The organism is Streptomyces sp. NPDC048415 (genome assembly GCF_040651675.1).
GTDB lineage: Bacteria > Actinomycetota > Actinomycetes > Streptomycetales > Streptomycetaceae > Streptomyces.
This window is the reverse complement of sequence record NZ_JBEZKJ010000075.1, coordinates 1-20,244: the sequence shown is the minus strand read 5'-3', so window position 1 is coordinate 20,244 and position 20,244 is coordinate 1. Positions and strand designations below refer to the sequence as shown.

The window sequence follows — 20,244 nt, the reverse complement described above, 5'->3', positions numbered from 1 at the left end:
AGCCCGTCCGGCGCTTGAGGACGAGCGCGAAGCGCGACAGGGGGGTCTGGGGGCGCAGCCCCCACATACGGGACGGGCAGGGGCGGAGGGGGCGAAACCCGCCGTGCCCGGAGTCTGCCCCGGGAACCGCCGTGCCCGGAGTCTGCCCCCCGGGAACCGCGCCGTGCCGGGCGGCTGCCCCCAGGAACCGCCTTACCGGGGGGCGTGGTTCCCGGGGTCCGCCCCCCGGGGACCACGCCCCCGGGGTTCAGACCCCCAGCCGCTCCCCGGAGGGAATCCGCACACCACGCGCCCAGTCCGCGGCCCGCATCGGCTTCTTGCCCTGAGCCTGAACCCAGTGCAGCTCCACCGCGTACGAACCCGTCCCGACGTACACGTTGTTCTTGCCGACGGACAGCTCCCCCGGAGCGAGATCCGTCCGCTCGGGCACCGTCGCGACCTGGATGAGCTTGAGCCGCTCACCACGGAAGACAGTCCACGCCCCGGGCGCGGGCGTGCACCCCCGCACGACCCGGTCGACGCGCAGCGCCGGGGCGGACCAGTCGACCCGCGCGTCCTCGACGGTGATCTTCGGCGCCATGGTGACCCCGTCGGCCGGCTGCGGCACCGCCTTGAGGGTGCCGTCCTCGATGCCGTCCATCGTCGCCGCCAGCAGCCCGGACCCCGCGAAGGCGAGCCGCGTGAGCAGGTCGCCGCTGGTGTCGGTGGGCCGGATCTCCTCGGTCACCGTCCCGTACACCGGTCCCGAGTCGAGCCCTTCCTCGATCAGGAAGGTGGAGGCACCGGTGATCTCGTCCCCCGCCATGATCGCGTGCTGCACGGGGGCGGCGCCGCGCCAGGCGGGCAACAGCGAGAAGTGCAGATTGACCCAGCCCTGGGCCGGGATGTCGAGGGCGACCCGAGGGAGCAGTGCCCCGTACGCCACCACGGGACAGCAGTCGGGCCCGATCTCGCTCAGCCGCGCCAGGAACTCCTCGTCCCGTGGCCTCACCGGCTTCAGCACCTCGATCCCGGCCTCCTCCGCCCGCTGGGCGACCGGACTCGCGACGAGCCGGCGCCCCCGCCCGGCCGGCGCGTCGGGCCGGGTGACGACGGCGGCCACCTCGTGCCGCCCTGAGGCGATCAGGGCGTCCAGAGCGGGAACGGCGACCTCGGGGGTTCCTGCGAAGACAAGCTTCATGGGTGGCGGTTGGCCTCTCGGGCGGGAGTTCTAGTCGGCCCGTCCGAATCCCGGCGTACGGGCCGTGCGGGGCAGCGCACCAGTCTATGCGGCGCGCGGCTTGGGGGCTCGGGTGTCCCGCGGTCGCCGTGTCCGGCTGGGCCCCGCACCGCCGCCGACGCCCGTCAAGAAGGCGCATCGTTTACGAGCGCCGCTCTTTTGAGCCTGACATCAAATCCCGAGGCCGAAGGCGAGGCGAGTCAAGCCTCCGCCGGGGGCGTACGCCTCAAGACGCGCCCCGTGCATATGCCCTTACGCCCCTGATGCGTGACCAGCGGAGCGAAAACGCGTTGGTCAAGAAAGAGTTGACCACAACGGGCCGCAGTCGCGGCCCGATCCTTTTCAACGCCGGTTCGAGAGGCTTGTTCATGGCCGACCACGCAACCCACGACGCCCAGGCTCGGGCCAGCCTGCACTTGCTGGTGCGGGACATCGAGCGGGTCCGCCGGCAGGTGGACGCACTGCGCACGCTCACCGCCCAACTGGGCAACGTCTACCGCCCGCGCCGCTCCGGCCCCTCCACGGGCTTCGTCGTCTACGGACGCGCCCCCGCCCCGACCGTCCGCCTCGCCCAGGAGCTGCGGGACAGCGTCGAGACCCTTGTCACGGCCGCCGTGGACTTCGACCGCTCACTCGGTTTCTCGTGGGACGCGGTGGGCTCGGCGCTCGGGGTCACCAAGCAGGCGGTGCACCGCCGTTACGGCGCACGCCGCGCCGCCGCCCAGGCCGCGGCGGAGGCGGAGCGCGCCACGGAGACGTCGGGCACCCGCACGGTGGCCGTCAACACCGGTATCCCCACGGTGCCGACCGTCCCCGCCGCTCGCTCCATGCCGACCCAGCCGACAGCGGGCAGCCCCACGCTCCGCGACGAGGTCAGGCCCACCGCGTTCCCGGGCCCGCGCAACGGCTGACCCGCTGCGCTTGCGTGCCTCCCGGAGCCGCAAGGCCCGGGAGGCAGCCCTGAGCTCCCGCCGGCGCCGGCACCCCTTTGCCTACGGCCTCCCACCGGTGCACCTCTACCGACAGCACGCCACCCGCACGCCTCTACCGACGGCCCGCCACCCGCACGCCTCTACCGACGGCCCGCGACTTCGTACGCCCTTACCGACGGCCCGCGGTCTTGCATCCCCTCACCGACGGCCCCCGACCCCCGTACGCCCTCACCCGATGTCGAGCGGATCGATCCGAATCCGTACGGGCTCGCTCCCCCCACGCGCCATCCGCGCCGCCTGCGCGGCCTTCAGCGCGGCCGCCAGCGCGGCACCGCTCCCCGGGGGCACGCGGATGAGCGCCCTCTCCCAGTGCTCGCCGGGCGGCGGCCCACCGACCCGCCGAGGCCGCCCCGCCTCGGTGTCGAGTACCGGCACGGGCCCCAATACCTCGGCGTCATGGGGCAGTTCGGCCGCGGTGAGAAACCCGGCGAGTGCCTCCGGTGTACCGGACACGGCCGCCATCCGGGAGACCGGCGGAAAGCCCAGCTCGGCCCGCTCGGCGAGTTCCCGCACCGCGTGTCCGACGGGATCCCACCGTACGAGCGCCTGAACGGGCCGCAGGGTCGGCTCGGCGACGACCACCACGGTGCCGCCGGCGCTCTGCGGACGCACGAGCGCCGCCGCCCCTGTCCACCGCCGCAAGGCGTCTTCACCGGCCCGCAGATCGGGGCGTCCGAGCATCGCCCAGCCATCGAGCAGCAACGCGGCCGCGTATCCGCCCTCGGCGACCGGCTCGGCGCCCGGGGTGCTCACGACAAGCGCGGGCGCCTCCGAGACGGTGTCGAGCACCTGCTCCCGCCCGGACGTCCGCACCGGCACGGCAGGAAACGCCCGCCCCAGCTCCTCGGCGGTCCGCCGCGCGCCCACGACCTGCGCCCGCAGCCGGAACCCGCCGCACTCGGGGCAGTGCCAGGCCGCCTCGTCCCGCCCGCACCACGCGCACCGCAGGGCGTCCGCGTCCCGCGCCTCGAGCGGCCCGGCGCAATGCCGGCACCGCGCGGGCGCCCGGCACTGCGCACAGGCCATCCGGGGAACGTACCCCCGCCGGGGTACTTGCACGAGCACGGGACCCTGCCGCAGCCCCTCCCTGATGACCTGCCAGGCGAGGGTGGGCAGCCGCGCGGCGCGGGCGGCCTCGTCCCGGGCCAGATCCCCGTCGCCGACGGTCCGAACCAGCGGCGCGGCCCCGCGCACCTGCTCCCGGTCCGCGGCCAGGGGCAGTGCCCACCCGCTCTCGACGAGTTGTGCGGCCTCCACCGTGCAGCTCCAGCTCCCCAGCAGGAACCCGCACTTGTCGCGGGAGGCGCGCAGCTCCAGCACCTCCCGCACATGCGGGAAGGGAGCGTTGTCGTCACTGTGACTGGCGTCTCCGTCGTCCCAGACGGCCACGAGCCCGAGATTCCGTACGGGCGCGAACATGGCGGCCCGCGTACCGACCACAGCCCGTACCGCCCCCCGCCGTACGGCGAGCCACTCCCGATACCGCCGCTCCTGCCCGGCGTCGGCGGTCAGCACCGCGTGCTGCCCCTCCCCGAGCAGGGCTCTGAGCGCGGCGTCCACGCGTGCGGCGGGCCGCCCGGCCGGTACGACGACCAGTGCCCCGCGCCCGGAGGCGAGCGTCGCCTGCACGGCCCGGGCGATCTCCTCCGCCCACTGGGGGCCGGGCAACGCGGTCCACACGGCACGCGGCGCCCCGCCGGAAGCGAGCGAGGCGAGGAACTCAGCCCCGCGCCCGTACCGCTGCCAGGTGCCCGGATCGGGCGCGGGAGGCGGCGGCGGAGCGTCGGGCGACTCCCGTGCCTCGGCCCGGGCATGCCGGGGCGGAACGGCCAGCTGCAGCACATCCGCGAGAGATCCCGCGTACCGGTCGGCGACAGCCCGGGCGAGACCCAGCAGCTCGGGCCCGAGCACCGGCTCGGGCGACACGACCTGGGCGAGCGCGGCCAGCGGTCCGGCATAGTCGGACTCGGCGACCCTCTCGACGAGGAACCCGTCGATCAGCCCGCCGCCCTCACGCCGCCCCTCCCGGACATTGCGCCCCCCGGCCCCGAACCGCACCCGGACCCGCACCCCCGGCTGGGCGGCCTCGTCCAGCTCCTCGGGCACGGCGTAGTCGAAGTACCGGTCGAGATGCAGCACTCCCTTGTCGACGAGAACCCGCGCGACAGGCAGCTCCTTCGCGACCGCGGCCCCCCGCCACGTCCGCGGCTTCGCCTTGGGCACCTTGGCTTTCCGCACAGCCTCCCGAATCAACGCGAGCTGCTCCGGCGGCGCGCCCTCCGCACCGCCACCCCCCTGCCTGTCCTCGCTGCTCACGCCTGCATTTCTACCAAACGCCACTGACACAGCTCCCGGCTCCGGGAACGTGACACCGGTTCATCAGGCCCCGACCGGCCCCGGCACATGGCGCGGCATGGACGGCGTGGCACGGCCCGAAGCCCTCCAGAGTGACGCCGGGGCGTTGGAAGAGCAGCACGGACAGATCGGGGTGACGTCGGGCCACCGCCCGCATGCTCCGCGCCTGCTCATGCGGCCTGTTGCCGCCCGTCCCGTCCCGGGCCGGGCGTCTCGATCTCCGGCAGGAGTCGCTCGACGAGGCCGTCGGGCAGCCCCTTCTCGTCGCCGACACACCGCAACCCGCGCCGACGCGTCGGCGAGGGCGTCGCGCACATCCCGGGCACGGGCGCTCCCCCGGCGTCGGGCCGGGTGGCTGCGGCCGTGCTCGCGGTACTCGCCGCGGCGGGCGCGCTGCTCGGCATCGGGCGCAGGCTATCCGCGAGCCGCTGCGGTACCCCGTCCCCCGAACGCCGCCGGCCCCGTACGACCGAGGCCCGGCACCCTTGACGGATGCCGGGCCTCGCCAGGTGAACCGGAACTACAGACCTACGGCCTTCCGCAGCGCCTCCACCCGATCCGTCCGCTCCCACGTGAAGTCGGGCAGCTCGCGGCCGAAGTGGCCGTACGCCGCGGTCTGGGAGTAGATCGGGCGCAGCAGGTCGAGGTCGCGGATGATGGCCGCCGGGCGGAGGTCGAAGACCTCGGCGATGGCGGACTCGATCTTCTCCGCGTCGACCTTGGCGGTGCCGAAGGTCTCGACGAAGAGACCGACGGGCTCGGCCTTGCCGATGGCGTAGGCGACCTGGACCTCGCAGCGCGCGGCGAGGCCCGCGGCGACGACGTTCTTGGCGACCCAGCGCATGGCGTACGCGGCGGAGCGGTCGACCTTGGAGGGGTCCTTGCCCGAGAAGGCGCCGCCACCGTGGCGGGCCATGCCGCCGTACGTGTCGATGATGATCTTGCGGCCGGTCAGGCCGGCGTCGCCCATCGGGCCGCCGATCTCGAAGCGGCCGGTCGGGTTGACCAGCAGGCGGTAGCCCTCGGTCTCCAGCTTGATGCCGTCCTCGAGGAGCGCCTTGAGCTCGGGCTCGACCACGAACTCGCGGATGTCGGGAGCGAGGAGCGAGTCCAGGTCGATGTCCGAGGCGTGCTGCGAGGAGACGACGACCGTGTCCAGGCGGACCGCCTTGTCACCGTCGTACTCGATGGTGACCTGGGTCTTTCCGTCCGGACGCAGGTAGGGGATCGTCCCGTTCTTGCGGACCTCGGACAGGCGGCGCGAGAGGCGGTGCGCGAGGTGGATCGGGAGCGGCATCAGGTTCGGCGTCTCGTCCGTCGCGTACCCGAACATCAGGCCCTGGTCGCCCGCGCCCTGCTTGTCGAGCTCGTCCTCATCGCCTTCGACCCGCTGCTCGTACGCCGTGTCGACGCCCTGCGCGATGTCCGGCGACTGCGAGCCGATCGACACCGACACACCACAGGAGGCTCCGTCGAAGCCCTTCTTCGACGAGTCGTAACCGATCTCCAGGATCTTGTCGCGGACCAGCTGGGCGATCGGCGCGTACGCCTTGGTCGTGACCTCGCCGGCCACGTGCACCAGGCCGGTCGTGATGAGCGTCTCCACGGCGACCCGGGACGTCGGGTCCTCCCGCAGAAGCGCGTCGAGAATGGTGTCGCTGATCTGGTCAGCGATCTTGTCGGGGTGACCCTCGGTCACGGACTCCGAGGTGAACAGGCGACGGGACACAACGCTCCCTGTGGTTGCAGCGGCTGCTGGCTGATCATTGGCGGACGGGACGGGAGCTGCGCCCGGCGTCGTCCGACGACAGTTTATCGGTCGCGCTCGCCCGCGGGCCCCCCTGTCTCGCTTCTCGGAAGCGCTGTGACCTGCGGCACGGGCATTCTGCGCCATGGCGCTCGGTCTCCGCCAGGGCCGCCACGCCCGTTTTCACGGGCTTTCGGGTGCCTGCTGAGCCGGCTGAGACATGCGCCTCCGTCGAGCGCGACGGTTACTCCAGTCGGCGGGTCACCAGGTCCCACACCGTTTCGGCCAGGGCTTCCTTCGGCCCGTACGGCACCGGTGTCTCACTGCCGTCGGCGCCGAGCACCACGGCCTCGTTCTCCTCGGAGCCGAAGGTCTTGCGCTCCCCCACCTCGTTCACCACAAGGAGATCGCAGCCCTTGCGCTCCAGTTTCGTACGGCCGTTGGCGAGCACGTCGTCCGTCTCGGCGGCGAAACCGACCACCACCTGGCCGGGGCGCGGGCGGTCGGTGGAGATCTCCGCGAGGATGTCCGGATTGCGGATCAGGACGATCGGTTCGGGTTCACGGCCGTCCCTCTTCTTGATCTTCCCGGCCGCGTACGTGGCCGGGCGGAAGTCCGCCACCGCCGCCGCCATCACCACGGCGTCGGCGTCCGAGGCCGCCTTCAGCACCGCCTCGCGCAGCTGCACGGCCGTTCCCACCTGCACGACGTCCACGCCCGCCGGATCGGGCAGCCCGGTGTTCGCCGCGATCAGGGTGACCCGGGCGCCCCTTGCGGCCGCCGTGCGGGCGAGGGCGTAGCCCTGCTTGCCGGAGGAGCGGTTGCCGAGGAAGCGGACCGGGTCGAGGGGCTCGCGTGTGCCGCCCGCGCTGACGACGACGTGCCGGCCGGCGAGGTCCGGCTCGGTCACCCCGCGGGCGAGGACGCGGCGACAGATCTCGAATATCTCCCCCGGGTCGGGCAGCCGCCCCTTGCCGGTGTCGACGCCGGTCAGGCGCCCCACAGCGGGCTCGATGACGACGGCGCCGCGGCGGCGCAGCGTCGCCACGTTCTCCTGGGTGGCCGGGTGCTCCCACATCTCGGTGTGCATGGCGGGCGCGAAGACGACCGGGCAGCGGGCGGTGAGCAGGGTGTTGGTGAGGAGGTCGTCGGCCAGGCCGTGGGCCGCCTTGGCCAGCATGTCGGCCGTCGCGGGGGCCACCACCACCAGGTCGGCGTGCTGCCCGATGCGGACGTGCGGGACCTCGTGGACGTCCGACCAGACCTCCGTGGCCACCGGGTGGCCGGAGAGTGCGGACCAGGTGGCGGCACCGACGAAGTGCAGCGCGGACGCGGTCGGCACGACGCGTACGTCGTGGCCCGACTCCGTCAGCCTCCGCAGCAGCTCACAGGCCTTGTACGCGGCGATGCCACCGCTGACCCCCAGCACGACCTTCGGCTTGTCCACCGTCTCTCCCCGAGCTCGGAAACGTACGACTCCATGACACACCACAGGCCCGACAGTCGCGCTGCCGGGCCTGGGATGAGCAAACGAATGACTACTGCGCGGGGCCCTCGACGGCCTCGGACGTCAGCAGACCCGCGTTGATCTCGCGCAGGGCGATAGAGAGCGGCTTCTCGTGGACGTGGGTGTCGACGAGCGGACCGACGTACTCGAGGAGGCCCTCGCCGAGCTGCGAGTAGTACGCGTTGATCTGACGGGCGCGCTTGGCCGCGTAGATCACGAGGCTGTACTTCGAGTCGGTGGCCTCGAGGAGCTCGTCGATCGGAGGGTTGATGATGCCCTCGGGAGCGGTGATGGAAGAGGACACGCTCTGCCTTCCGAAAGGTGGAAAATGACCTGAAAGATCAAACAACTTCCATCAAGGCTAGCAGCTCACGCGCCACGTCCTCGACGGAGGTGTTGACCAGGGTGACATCGAACTCCGGCTCGGCCGCGAGTTCGATCTTGGCCGCCTCCAGGCGGCGCTCGATCACCTCGGGCGGTTCGGTGCCACGACCGGTGAGCCTGCGCACCAGCTCCTCCCAGGAGGGAGGAGCCAGGAACACGAGCAGTGCGTCCGGCATGGACTCGCGGACCTGCCGGGCGCCCTGGAGATCGATTTCCAGGAGGACCGGCACACCCGCCTCCAGGTGCTCGAGGACGGCCTTGCGGGGCGTCCCGTAGCGGTTGCCGGCGAATTCGGCCCACTCGAGAAGCTCGCCGTTGGCGATCAGCTTGTCCATCTCCTCGTCGGAGACGAAGAAGTAGTGGACTCCGTGCTTCTCACCGGGGCGCGGCTTACGGGTCGTCGCCGACACCGAGAGCCAGACCTCGGGGTGTTCCTTGCGCATATGGGCGACGACCGTGCTCTTGCCGACCCCTGAGGGGCCGGAGAGCACGGTCAGCCGCGGACGTGCGTCCGGGGGTACGGGGGTCGTCCCCCGGGGTGTTGCAGCCATGCGGCGATTATTCCAGTAATCCCGGTGTGCCCAGGACTCAGGCGCCAGAGCCCCCGAATTCGCGCTCCAAGGAGGCGATCTGGTTGGAACCGAGGCCGCGCACGCGGCGGCTCTCGGAGATGCCAAGTCGCTCCATGATCTGCTTGGCGCGGACCTTGCCCACGCCCGGCAGGGACTCGAGGAGAGCGGAGACCTTCATCTTACCGATGACGTCATTCTCCTGGCCCTGCTTGATGACCTCGTGAAGGGAGGCGCCGGAGTGCTTGAGTCGATTCTTGACCTCGGCCCGCTCCCGGCGAGCCGCGGCGGCCTTTTCGAGCGCGGCTGCGCGCTGTTCAGGGGTAAGGGGCGGAAGAGCCACGCCTACGTCACCTCGGATGTCGAACTGTCGGATACGGACCGGTGAGGAACCTAGTCGCCCCACACCTGGGGAGCTACGAGCAACACGCTTGCCCGTTCTCCCCCACTGCCTTAAAAGCGTGGGAGGTGGCCCCACTCGACGGAGACTAGCGGGCAAGTGCGCCAGAGTCAGCGAGAACAGCGGAAAAGTCCTGGTCAGCCTCCCTGGAGCCGGACATTTCCGACATACTGCCCCGGATTTGAGAATGTATTCAGACTCAAGGCGCTCCGAAGACACTGATCGGGGGTCTCCCGAGCTGCCGCCGGAGGACTCAGGCAGCCGTCACGGCGGCCCTGATCTCCTCCGCGAAGCGCTCCGCGGACTCCCGCAGCGCGACGACATCGGGACCGTGACGAAGAACACCCCGGCTCACGTTCGGTACGACATTGCGCACCGCCGCCCCGAAGACGCCCGCCAGGTCGGCCGCCGTGGCCCCCTGGGCGCCGATCCCGGGCGCCAGGAGCGGCCCATTGATGTCCAGGTCGTAGGAGGAGAGATCGCCCAGCGTGGCCCCGACGACGGCGCCGAAGGAGCCGAGGGGCGTCTGCCCCGCGTTCTCGGCGGCCAGGTGCCCGAGCATCGTCGCTCCGACGTTCCGTCCGTCCGCCCGGACGGCGTGCTGCACCTCGCCGCCCTCCGGGTTGGAGGTGAGCGCGAGGACGAAGAGCCCCGTCCCGCTCTCCCGCGCCAGCTCCACCGCGGGCTCGAGCGAGCCGTAGCCCAGATACGGCGACACGGTCAGGGCGTCCGAGAAGAGCGGCGCGCCCTTGTGGAGGAAGGTCTCGGCGTACGCGGCCATGGTCGAGCCGATGTCGCCGCGCTTGGCGTCCATGACGACCAGCGCCCCGGCCGCGCGCGCCTGTTCGACGGACTTCTCCAGGACGGCGATGCCGCGCGACCCGAAGCGCTCGAAGAAGGCGCTCTGCGGCTTGAGGACCGCTACCCGGTCGGCCAGCGCCTCGACGACGGTGCGGCTGAAGCGCTCCAGGCCCGCGATGTCGTCGTTGAGACCCCAGTCGGCGAGCAGGGAGGCGTGCGGGTCGATGCCGACGCAGAGCGGCCCGCGCTCGTCCATGGCGCGGCGCAGCCGCGCGCCGAAGGGTTCCAGGCTCATGCGGACTTCCTCACGTCGGCGCCGACCGCGTCGGCGAGGGTGGCGTACGGGCTCATGCGCAGGCGCGCGGCGAGCCCCTTGTGGAGGGCGCGGCTCCAGAACGGGCCCTCGTAGATGAACGCGCTGTAGCCCTGGATCAGCGTGGCGCCGGCCAGGATGCGCTGCCAGGCGTCCTCGGCGTTCTCGATGCCGCCGACGCCCACCAGGGTGATCCGGTCGCCCACGCGCGCGTAGAGGCGGCGCAGCACCTCCAGGGAGCGGGCTTTCAGCGGCGCGCCCGAGAGCCCGCCGGTCTCCTTGACCAGAGAGGGTTCGGACTTCAAACCGAGGCCCTCGCGCGCGATGGTGGTGTTGGTGGCGATGATCCCGTCCAGGCCGAGTTCGACGGCCAGGTCGGCGACCGCGTCGACGTCCTCGTCGGCGAGATCCGGGGCGATCTTGACGAGGAGCGGCACGCGCCGGTCGGTGACGGCGCGGTCGGCGGCCTCGCGGACGGCGGTCAGCAGTGGGCGCAGCGCCTCCGTGGCCTGCAGGTTGCGCAGGCCGGGGGTGTTCGGCGAGCTCACGTTCACCACGAGATAGTCCGCGTGCCGGGCGAGCCGCTCGGTCGACTTCACGTAGTCGCCGACGGCCTCCTCCTCGGGGACGACCTTGGTCTTGCCGATGTTGACGCCGACGACGGTCCCGAAGACGGGCGTACGAGCCGCCAGACGCTCGCTGACGGCCTCGGAGCCCTCGTTGTTGAACCCCATACGGTTGATCAGCGCCCGGTCCGGCACGAGGCGGAACAGCCGTTTCTTGGGGTTGCCGGGCTGCGGCTCGCCCGTGACCGTGCCGATCTCGATGTGGTCGAAGCCGAGCATGGACATCCCGTCGATGGCGACGGCGTTCTTGTCGAAGCCCGCCGCGAGTCCGAACGGGCCGTGCATCCGCAGCCCGAACGCCTCGGTCCGCAGTTCCTCGTAGCGGGGCGCGAGCGCGGCGGCGACGAAGGTGCGCAGGACGGGGACGCGGGCGGCGAGCCGGATCCAGCGGAAGGCGAGGTAGTGCGCGTTCTCCGGGTCCATGCGCTTGAAGACCAGGTTGAAGAAGAGTTTGTACATCTCAGTGTCCTCACGAAGAGGGGGACACCGTTTCCGATGTCCCCCTCAGGGCTGCTAGTCGCGGGCCGCGGTCAGATGCTCGGCGTGTTCCTGGAGCGAACGCACGCCCACGTCACCGTGGTTGAGCGCGTCGATGCCCTGGACGGCGGCGGCGAGCGCCTGGACCGTCGTCAGGCACGGCACCGACCGGGCAACGGCGGCCGTACGGATCTCATAGCCGTCGAGGCGGCCACCGGTGCCGTACGGCGTGTTGACGATGAGGTCGACCTGACCGTCGTGGATGAGCTGGACGATGGTCCTCTCGCCGTTCGGGCCCTCGCCCTCGCTCTGCTTGCGCACGATCGTGGCGTTGATGCCGTTGCGCTTGAGCACCTCGGCCGTGCCGGAGGTGGCCAGCAACTCGAAGCCGTGGGCGACGAGTTCACGCGCCGGGAAGATCATCGAGCGCTTGTCGCGGTTGGCGACCGAGATGAAGGCCCGGCCCTTGGTCGGCAGCGGACCGTACGCGCCGGCCTGCGACTTGGCGTACGCCGTGCCGAACACCGAGTCGATGCCCATGACTTCACCGGTGGAGCGCATCTCCGGGCCGAGCACCGTGTCGACGCCGCGCCCGTGGATGTCGCGGAACCGCGACCACGGCATGACGGCCTCCTTGACGGAGATCGGCGCGTCGAGCGGCAGTTCCCCGCCGTCGCCATTGGCCGGGAGGATTCCCTCGGCCCGCAGTTCGGCGATGGTCGCGCCCAGCGAGATGCGCGCGGCGGCCTTGGCCAGCGGAACCGCGGTCGCCTTCGAGGTGAAGGGCACGGTGCGGGAGGCACGCGGGTTGGCTTCGAGGACGTACAGAATGTCCCCGGCCATCGCGAACTGGATGTTGATCAGTCCGCGCACGCCGACGCCGCGGGCGATGGCCTCCGTGGACGCCCGCAGCCGCTTGATGTCGAACCCGCCGAGCGTGATCGGCGGCAGCGCGCACGCCGAGTCGCCGGAGTGGATACCGGCCTCCTCGATGTGCTCCATGACGCCGCCGAGGTAGAGCTCCTCGCCGTCGTACAGGGCGTCGACGTCGATCTCGATCGCGTCGTCGAGGAACCGGTCGACCAGGACCGGCCGGGAGGGGCTGATCTCGGTGGACTCGGCGATGTACGAGGACAGCCGCGTCTCGTCGTACACGATCTCCATGCCGCGCCCGCCGAGCACGTACGACGGCCGTACGAGGACGGGGTAGCCGATCTCGTCGGCGATGGCCTTGGCCTCGGCGAAGGTGGTGGCGGTGCCGTGCTTGGGGGCCGGGAGACCGGCCTGAGCCAGCACTCGCCCGAAGGCGCCGCGGTCCTCGGCGGCGTGGATGGCCTCGGGCGACGTGCCCACGACCGGCACGCCGTTGTCCTTGAGCGCCTGCGACAGGCCCAGCGGGGTCTGGCCGCCGAGCTGCACGATCACACCCGCGACCGGACCGGCCAGCGACTCCGCGTGGACGATCTCCAGCACGTCTTCGAGGGTCAGCGGCTCGAAGTACAGGCGGTCGGAGGTGTCGTAGTCGGTCGACACCGTCTCGGGGTTGCAGTTGACCATCACGGTCTCGTAGCCCGCGTCGCTCAGCGCGAAGGAGGCGTGGACGCAGGAGTAGTCGAACTCGATGCCCTGGCCGATGCGGTTCGGGCCCGAGCCGAGGATGATCACGGCGGGCTTCTCGCGCGGGGCGACTTCGCTCTCCTCGTCGTACGAGGAGTAGAAGTACGGCGTCTTCGCCGCGAACTCGGCGGCGCAGGTGTCGACCGTCTTGTACACCGGGCGCACGCCCAGCGCATGCCGCACCTCGCGCACGACGTCCTCGCGCAGCCCGCGGACCTCGGCGATCTGCGCGTCGGAGAAGCCGTGCCGCTTGGCCTCGGCCAGCAGGTCGACGTCCAGCCGCTCGGCGGCGGCCAGCTCGTCCGCGATCTCCTTGATCAGGAAAAGCTGGTCCACGAACCACGGGTCGATCTTCGTCGACTCGAAGACCTCCTCGGGCGTGGCGCCCGCGCGGATGGCCTGCATGACGGTGTTGATCCGGCCGTCGGTCGGGCGCACGGCCTCTTCGAGAAGAAGCTTCTTGTCGCCGGGCTCCCCGACGAAGGTGAACTGGCTGCCCTTCTTCTCCAGCGACCGCAGCGCCTTCTGCAGCGCCTCGGTGAAGTTGCGGCCGATCGCCATGGCCTCGCCGACCGACTTCATGGTGGTCGTCAGCGTCGAGTCAGCGCTCGGGAACTTCTCGAAGGCGAAACGCGGCGCCTTCACGACCACGTAGTCGAGCGTCGGCTCGAAGGACGCCGGCGTCTTCTCGGTGATGTCGTTCGGGATCTCGTCGAGCGTGTAGCCGACGGCGAGCTTCGCGGCGATCTTGGCGATCGGGAAGCCGGTCGCCTTGGAGGCCAGCGCCGAGGAGCGCGACACACGCGGGTTCATCTCGATGACGATCACGCGGCCGTCCTCGGGGTTCACCGCGAACTGGATGTTGCAGCCACCGGTGTCGACGCCGACCTCGCGGATCACGGCGATGCCGATGTCGCGCAGCACCTGGTACTCGCGGTCGGTGAGCGTCATCGCGGGGGCGACGGTGATCGAGTCACCGGTGTGCACGCCCATGGGGTCGAAGTTCTCGATGGAGCAGACGACCACGACGTTGTCGTGCTTGTCGCGCATCAGCTCCAGCTCGTACTCCTTCCAGCCGAGGATGGACTCCTCAAGGAGCACCTCGGTGGTGGGAGACAGGGTCAGGCCCTGACCGGCGATGCGGCGCAGCTCCTCCTCGTTGTGCGCGAAGCCGGAGCCGGCACCGCCCATGGTGAAGGAGGGCCGGACGACGACGGGGTAGCCGCCGAGCGTCTCGACGCCCCCCAGCACGTCGTCCATCGAGTGGCAGATGACGGACCGGGCGGACTCGCCGTGCCCGATCTTCGCGTTCACCGCCTCCACGACGCCCTTGAAGAGCTCTCGGTCCTCGCCCTTGTTGATCGCCTCGACGTTGGCGCCGATGAGCTCGACGCCGTACTTCTCGAGGGTCCCCGCCTCGTGCAGCGAGATGGCGGTGTTCAGCGCCGTCTGGCCGCCCAGGGTGGGCAGCAGGGCGTCCGGACGCTCCTTGGCGATGATCTTCTCGACGAACTCCGGGGTGATCGGCTCGACGTACGTGGCGTCGGCGATCTCCGGGTCGGTCATGATCGTCGCCGGGTTGGAGTTGACCAGGATCACCCTGAGGCCCTCGGCGCGCAGGATGCGGCACGCCTGGGTGCCGGAGTAGTCGAACTCGGCGGCCTGGCCGATGACGATCGGGCCGGAGCCGATGACCAGGACGGACTGGATATCGGTGCGCTTAGGCACGCTGGCCCTCCATCAGGGATACGAAGCGGTCGAACAGGTAGGCGGCGTCGTGCGGGCCCGCTGCCGCTTCGGGGTGGTACTGGACGCTGAAGGCCGGCTGGTCGAGGAGCTGAAGTCCCTCGACGACCTGGTCGTTCAGGCAGACGTGGGAGACCTCGGCGCGGCCGTAGGGGGTGTCGGAGACCTTGTCGAGCGGGGCGTCGACGGCGAAGCCGTGGTTGTGCGCGGTGACCTCGACCTTGCCGGTCGTACGGTCCTGCACCGGCTGGTTGATGCCGCGGTGGCCGTACTTCAGCTTGTAGGTGCCGAAGCCGAGCGCGCGGCCCAGGATCTGGTTGCCGAAGCAGATGCCGAAGAGCGGCGTCCTGCGGGCCAGCACTTCCTGCATGACGGCCACCGGGCCGTCGGCGGTCGCCGGGTCACCGGGGCCGTTGGAGAAGAAGACCCCGTCAGGGTTCACGGCGTAGACGTCCTTGGCCGTGGCGGTCGCGGGCAGCACGTGCACCTCGATGCCGCGCTCGGCCATGCGGTGCGGGGTCATGCCCTTGATGCCCAGGTCGACGGCGGCGACGGTGAAGCGCTTCGCGCCGATCGCGGGGACGACGTACGTCTCCTTGGTGGCGACCTCGGCGGCCAGGTTCGCGCCCTCCATCTCGGGGGCCTGGCGGACCTCGGCGAGCATGGTGCCGTCATCGGGCAGGGCGTTGCCGGAGAAGATGCCGACGCGCATGGCGCCGCGCTCGCGCAGATGCCGGGTGAGGGCACGGGTGTCGATGCCGCTGATGCCGACGACGCCCTGTTCCCGCAGCTCCTCGTCCAGCGAGCGGCGGGAGCGCCAGTTGGACGGCACGCGCGCGGGGTCGCGGACGACGTATCCGGCGACCCAGATCCGCTTCGACTCGGGGTCTTCGTCGTTGACGCCGGTGTTGCCGATGTGCGGGGCGGTCATCACGACGACCTGGCGGTGGTAGGACGGGTCGGTGAGGGTCTCCTGGTAGCCGGTCATGCCGGTGGAGAACACCGCTTCGCCGAAGGTCTCCCCCACGGCCCCGTAGGCACGGCCGCGGAAGATCCGGCCGTCCTCCAGGACGAGTACGGCGGGAGCTGCCTTGTGCCTCTGCGAGGCGGCTCCCTGGATGGAGGTCGTCATCGTGCGCCTTCCGTCTTGTTGATCATGTTGTTCAGGGTGTCGACCCACTCGATGTGCTCGGCCGCGCGGTCCGAGCGGAAGCCGGAGTCGATCAGCTTGTCGCCGTGCGCCCAGGTGACGACGAGCAGTCCGCCCTCGCTGAGGACCTTGCCCGCGATGCCCTTGTCGAGCCGGGCCTCGCGCAAGGCCCGCAGAGGGACAAAGAAGTCGGCCGCTCCCGGTCGTACGACATCAAGACCCGCCTCCGTCAAGGTCAGCTCGACCCGGCTGCGGGTGCCGAGGCCGTGCGCCACGATGCGGTCGAGCCACTGCCCGGCGGTGGTGGAGCCGTGATAGCGGCCGCTCATGCTCAGTTTCACCGGGCCCAGGTCTTCCGGCGCGGCAGGCAGCTCCGGCAGGTCACCCTGGAGCGTGCCGCGCCACTTCCAGCCCTCGCGCATCAGCCAGTAGACGAGCGCGACGAAGAGGGCGAGGCCGACGAGCCAGCCGACCCGGGCGGCCCAGTCGGTCACTTCCGCCGACTTCTGTTCGGCTGCCAAGGATTCGGCGGCCATCGAGATGAGAGGTGTCACGCGAGCTTCCCGTCGACGAGGGTGGCCTTGCCCCGCAGCCAGGTGTGGGTGACCCGGCCCGGCAGCTCACGGCCCTCGTAGGGGGTGTTGCGGCTGCGCGAGGCGAAGCCCGCGGGGTCCACGGCCCCACGGTATGCGGTGTCGACGAGCGTGAGGTTGGCGGGCTCACCTGCCGAGACGGGGCGGCCGTGGCCCTGGGCCCGACCGATCCGCGCGGGCTTGACGGACATGCGGTCGGCGACACCGGCCCAGTCGAGCAGCCCGGTCTCGACCATCGTCTGCTGGACGACGGACAGCGCGGTCTCCAGGCCCACCATGCCCATGGCGGCGGCGGCCCACTCGCAGTCCTTGTCCTCGTGCGGGTGCGGCGCGTGGTCGGTGGCGACGATGTCGATGGTGCCGTCGGCGAGCGCCTCGCGCAGGGCCAGGACATCACGCTCGGTGCGCAGCGGCGGGTTGACCTTGTAGACCGGGTTGTACGTGCGCACCAGCTCGTCGGTGAGGAGCAGGTGGTGCGGGGTGACCTCCGCGGTGACGTCGATACCGCGGGACTTCGCCCAGCGCACGATCTCCACGCTTCCGGCCGTCGACAGGTGGCAGATGTGCACGCGGGAACCGACGTGCTCGGCGAGCAGCACATCCCGGGCGATGATCGACTCCTCGGCCACCGCCGGCCAGCCCCCGAGCCCCAGCTCGGCGGAGACGACACCCTCGTTCATCTGGGCGCCCTCGGTGAGGCGGGGTTCCTGCGCGTGCTGCGCGACGACACCGCCGAACGCCTTCACGTACTCCAGGGCTCGGCGCATGATCACCGCGTCGTCCACGCACTTGCCGTCGTCCGAGAAGACCGTGACCCCGGCCGCGGACTCGTGCATCGCGCCCAGCTCGGCGAGCTTCTTGCCCTCAAGGCCGACGGTGACCGCGCCGATGGGCTGCACATCGCAGTAGCCGTGCTCCTGGCCGAGCCGGTACACCTGCTCGACCACGCCGGCGGTGTCGGCGACCGGGAAGGTGTTGGCCATGGCGAACACGGCGGTGTAGCCCCCGGAGGCGGCTGCCCGCGTACCGGTCAGCACGGTCTCGGAGTCCTCGCGACCGGGCTCGCGGAGGTGGGTGTGCAGGTCGACGAGCCCCGGAAGGAGCACCTTGCCGTCGGCCTCGACGACCTCGGCGCCTTCGTCCGAGAGGCCGCTACCGACGGCCTCGATGACAGCGCCGTCGATCAGAACGTCCTGCGGCTCGCCCCCGAGCACCTTCGCACCACGGATAAGGATCTTGCTCATGGTCTTACTTCTCCTCGGTACGGGTGTGGGTGACGGCGGGCTCGTTGCCGCCCAGGAGCAGATAGAGCACGGCCATCCGGATCGAGACCCCGTTGGCGACCTGCTCGACGACGGTGCAGCGTTCGGAGTCGGCGACCTCGGCGGTGATCTCCATGCCGCGGACCATCGGGCCGGGGTGCATCACGATGGCGTGCTCGGGCATCTTCGCCATGCGGTCGCCGTCGAGTCCGTAGCGCCGCGAGTACTCGCGCTCGGTCGGGAAGAACGCCGCGTTCATCCGCTCGCGCTGCACGCGCAGCATCATCACCGCGTCGGACTTGGACAGGGTGCTGTCGAGGTCGTAGGAGATCTCGCAGGGCCAGGACTCGACACCGACCGGCACCAGGGTCGGCGGGGCGACGAGGGTGACCTCGGCGCCGAGAGTGTGCAGCAGGTCGACGTTGGAGCGGGCGACCCGGCTGTGCAGGACGTCGCCGACGATCGTGATGCGCTTGCCGGACAGGTCCTGACCGATCCCGGCGTCCCGCCCGACCAGGCGGCGGCGCATGGTGAAGGCGTCCAGCAGGGCCTGTGTGGGGTGCTGATGGGTGCCGTCACCGGCGTTGATGACGGCGGCGTCGATCCAGCCCGAGGTGGCGAGCCGGTACGGGGCTCCGGAGGCGCCGTGGCGGATGACGACGGCGTCGACACCCATGGCTTCGAGCGTCTGGGCGGTGTCCTTCAGGGACTCGCCCTTGGACACGCTCGATCCCTTGGCGGTGAAGTTGATGACGTCCGCGGAGAGGCGCTTCTCGGCGGCCTCGAAGGAGATCCGGGTGCGGGTCGAGTCCTCGAAGAAGAGGTTGACGACGGTACGGCCGCGCAGGGTTGGCAGTTTCTTGATCGGCCGGTCGGCGACCCGGGCCATCTCCTCGGCGGTGTCGAGGATCAGGACGGCGTCGTCACGGGTGAGGTCGGCGGCCGAGATGAGATGACGCTGCATCTGTCAGGCTCCGTAAGGCAGTTCATTCGGGAGGATTCGGGCATGCGTGCGCGCACGAGCGCACTCAGGGGCGTACGGCTGAGTGCTACCGCTGCTCGCCCGGGGAGGTCCGCTTCGCACCGAGCAGCACGGTGTCTCGACCGTCCTCCTCGGCGAGCTGGACCTTGACCGTCTCCCGCAACGACGTGGGGAGGTTCTTGCCGACGTAGTCGGCGCGGATGGGCAGTTCGCGGTGGCCGCGGTCGACGAGGACCGCGAGCTGCACGGCGCGCGGGCGGCCGATGTCGTTCAGCGCGTCGAGCGCCGCGCGGATGGTGCGGCCGGAGAAGAGCACGTCGTCGACGAGGACGACCAGGCGGCCGTCGATGCCGTCACCGGGAATCTCGGTGCGGGCCAGCGCCCGCGGCGGGTGCATGCGCAGGTCGTCGCGGTACATGGTGATGTCGAGGGAGCCGACCGGGATCTTGCGGTCGGTGATCTCTTCGAGCTTGTCGGCCAGCCTGCGGGCCAGGAAGACGCCTCGGGTCGGAATGCCGAGAAGCACCACGTCGTCGGCGCCCTTGGCGCGCTCGACGATCTCGTGGGCGATACGGGTCAGTACCCGCGCGATGTCGGGGGCCTCGAGAACGGGCCGCGCATCGGCTGCGTACTGCTGCTTGTCCTGCTCTGTGTCCATACGAAACGGACCTCCTTCTCCGCCTCACGGGACGGATCATTAAAGGACGTCGGAATTGCGCCACCCACGGTACCAGCCCGGCAACGCGCCTGATCACATCCCTTTGAGCCACCGCCGGTGACTCCCACGGGTGGGTCGGTCCGGACCATTCGGCTTGACGGGGAAGAGTAACGCTGCGTAACCTCACAGTGAGTCACCAGAGTCACCAGCCGCGCGGCGGAGCCGCACGTTGATACAGCGTCCGGGGAGCTATATGTCCAGCGAATACGCCAAACAGCTCGGGGCCAAGCTCCGGGCCATCCGCACCCAGCAGGGCCTTTCCCTCCACGGCGTCGAGGAGAAGTCCCAGGGACGCTGGAAGGCGGTCGTGGTCGGTTCGTACGAGCGCGGCGACCGCGCCGTCACCGTGCAGCGCCTCGCGGAGCTGGCGGACTTCTACGGGGTGCCGGTGCAGGAGCTGCTGCCGGGCACCACGCCGGGCGGGGCCGCCGAGCCGCCGCCGAAGCTCGTCCTCGACCTGGAGCGGCTGGCCCACGTGCCGGCCGAGAAGGCGGGCCCCCTGCAGCGTTACGCGGCGACGATCCAGTCCCAGCGCGGCGACTACAACGGCAAGGTGCTGTCGATCCGCCAGGACGACCTGCGCACCCTCGCCGTCATCTACGACCAGTCGCCCTCGGTCCTCACCGAGCAGCTGATCAGCTGGGGTGTCCTGGACGCGGACGCGCGCCGCGCCGTCTCCCACGACGAGGGCTGATCCCTTCGGACAGCTGAGCAGAAACGTGCCGCCGGGGTGGCCTTGGCCCGGCCGCGCCCCATGGCTCGACCCCCTCGGTGACGGGGCTCGAC

18 protein-coding genes are annotated in these 20,244 nt (G+C 70.9%); 2 read left to right on the top strand and 16 right to left on the bottom strand.

Annotated features, from left to right (window positions below):
- Positions 1-247: 247 nt before the first annotated feature.
- Positions 248-1,180 (bottom strand): methionyl-tRNA formyltransferase, encoded by a 933-nt coding sequence (fmt, locus tag AB0D27_RS34140; protein WP_362516376.1) that lies wholly within the window; start codon positions 1,178-1,180, stop codon positions 248-250.
- A 407-nt stretch (positions 1,181-1,587) separates the two neighbouring features.
- Between fmt and AB0D27_RS34135 the strand changes: the two genes are divergently transcribed.
- The gene (locus tag AB0D27_RS34135; RefSeq protein WP_362516374.1) at positions 1,588-2,130 is read left to right on the top strand and encodes a hypothetical protein; all 543 of its coding nucleotides are present in this window, start codon (positions 1,588-1,590) and stop codon (positions 2,128-2,130) included.
- Between the two features lie 249 nt (positions 2,131-2,379).
- On the opposite strand, the gene AB0D27_RS34130 is transcribed toward AB0D27_RS34135, so the two are convergent.
- The 15 genes from AB0D27_RS34130 to pyrR form a co-directional block, all read right to left on the bottom strand.
- Complete coding sequence (locus tag AB0D27_RS34130; RefSeq protein WP_362516372.1) at positions 2,380-4,527, bottom strand: primosomal protein N'; 2,148 nt, start codon at positions 4,525-4,527, stop codon at positions 2,380-2,382.
- A gap of 209 nt (positions 4,528-4,736) precedes the next feature.
- Positions 4,737-4,970 (bottom strand): hypothetical protein, encoded by a 234-nt coding sequence (locus AB0D27_RS34125; RefSeq protein ID WP_362516371.1) that lies wholly within the window; start codon positions 4,968-4,970, stop codon positions 4,737-4,739.
- 116 nt (positions 4,971-5,086) lie between these two features.
- Positions 5,087-6,295, bottom strand: a complete 1,209-nt coding sequence (metK, locus tag AB0D27_RS34120) for a methionine adenosyltransferase (RefSeq protein ID WP_362516369.1) — start codon at positions 6,293-6,295, stop codon at positions 5,087-5,089.
- A gap of 262 nt (positions 6,296-6,557) precedes the next feature.
- Positions 6,558-7,760 carry a bifunctional phosphopantothenoylcysteine decarboxylase/phosphopantothenate--cysteine ligase CoaBC gene (gene coaBC, locus AB0D27_RS34115; RefSeq protein ID WP_362516368.1) on the bottom strand — a complete coding sequence of 401 codons (1,203 nt, stop codon included), beginning with the start codon at positions 7,758-7,760 and terminating at the stop codon, positions 6,558-6,560.
- A 91-nt stretch (positions 7,761-7,851) separates the two neighbouring features.
- Positions 7,852-8,124, bottom strand: a complete 273-nt coding sequence (gene rpoZ, locus AB0D27_RS34110; protein ID WP_003982715.1) for a DNA-directed RNA polymerase subunit omega — start codon at positions 8,122-8,124, stop codon at positions 7,852-7,854.
- 37 nt (positions 8,125-8,161) lie between these two features.
- Positions 8,162-8,755: a guanylate kinase gene (gmk, locus tag AB0D27_RS34105; RefSeq protein ID WP_362516366.1), complete on the bottom strand. Its 594-nt coding sequence runs from the start codon at positions 8,753-8,755 to the stop codon at positions 8,162-8,164.
- 37 nt (positions 8,756-8,792) lie between these two features.
- Positions 8,793-9,116, bottom strand: coding sequence for an integration host factor (locus AB0D27_RS34100; RefSeq protein WP_016638838.1), 324 nt, complete (start codon positions 9,114-9,116; stop codon positions 8,793-8,795).
- A 310-nt stretch (positions 9,117-9,426) separates the two neighbouring features.
- On the bottom strand, positions 9,427-10,269 hold the full coding sequence (gene pyrF, locus AB0D27_RS34095) for an orotidine-5'-phosphate decarboxylase (RefSeq protein WP_362516364.1): 843 nt from the start codon (positions 10,267-10,269) through the stop codon (positions 9,427-9,429).
- The gene (locus tag AB0D27_RS34090) at positions 10,266-11,372 is read right to left on the bottom strand and encodes a quinone-dependent dihydroorotate dehydrogenase (RefSeq protein ID WP_362516363.1); all 1,107 of its coding nucleotides are present in this window, start codon (positions 11,370-11,372) and stop codon (positions 10,266-10,268) included. The genes pyrF and AB0D27_RS34090 overlap by 4 nt, the downstream gene beginning before the upstream one ends.
- Before the next feature lie 54 nt (positions 11,373-11,426).
- Positions 11,427-14,735 carry a carbamoyl-phosphate synthase large subunit gene (gene carB, locus AB0D27_RS34085; protein ID WP_362516361.1) on the bottom strand — a complete coding sequence of 1,103 codons (3,309 nt, stop codon included), beginning with the start codon at positions 14,733-14,735 and terminating at the stop codon, positions 11,427-11,429.
- Positions 14,728-15,885 carry a glutamine-hydrolyzing carbamoyl-phosphate synthase small subunit gene (gene carA, locus AB0D27_RS34080; RefSeq protein ID WP_362516359.1) on the bottom strand — a complete coding sequence of 386 codons (1,158 nt, stop codon included), beginning with the start codon at positions 15,883-15,885 and terminating at the stop codon, positions 14,728-14,730. Before carA ends, carB begins: the two co-directional genes overlap by 8 nt.
- Entirely contained in the window at positions 15,882-16,439 is a 558-nt protein-coding gene (locus AB0D27_RS34075; protein ID WP_362516410.1) for a hypothetical protein, read from the bottom strand. Before AB0D27_RS34075 ends, carA begins: the two co-directional genes overlap by 4 nt.
- Before the next feature lie 14 nt (positions 16,440-16,453).
- The gene (locus tag AB0D27_RS34070) at positions 16,454-17,740 is read right to left on the bottom strand and encodes a dihydroorotase (protein ID WP_362516357.1); all 1,287 of its coding nucleotides are present in this window, start codon (positions 17,738-17,740) and stop codon (positions 16,454-16,456) included.
- A gap of 4 nt (positions 17,741-17,744) precedes the next feature.
- Positions 17,745-18,722, bottom strand: a complete 978-nt coding sequence (locus AB0D27_RS34065) for an aspartate carbamoyltransferase catalytic subunit (RefSeq protein ID WP_326788930.1) — start codon at positions 18,720-18,722, stop codon at positions 17,745-17,747.
- Positions 18,723-18,807: 85 nt separating this feature from the next.
- A complete protein-coding gene (pyrR, locus tag AB0D27_RS34060; RefSeq protein ID WP_362516356.1) occupies positions 18,808-19,398 on the bottom strand; it encodes a bifunctional pyr operon transcriptional regulator/uracil phosphoribosyltransferase PyrR in 591 nt (196 codons plus the stop codon).
- Between the two features lie 253 nt (positions 19,399-19,651).
- On the opposite strand from pyrR, the gene bldD reads away from it, so the two are divergent.
- Complete coding sequence (gene bldD / locus AB0D27_RS34055; protein ID WP_067366005.1) at positions 19,652-20,152, top strand: transcriptional regulator BldD; 501 nt, start codon at positions 19,652-19,654, stop codon at positions 20,150-20,152.
- Positions 20,153-20,244 lie beyond the last annotated feature (92 nt).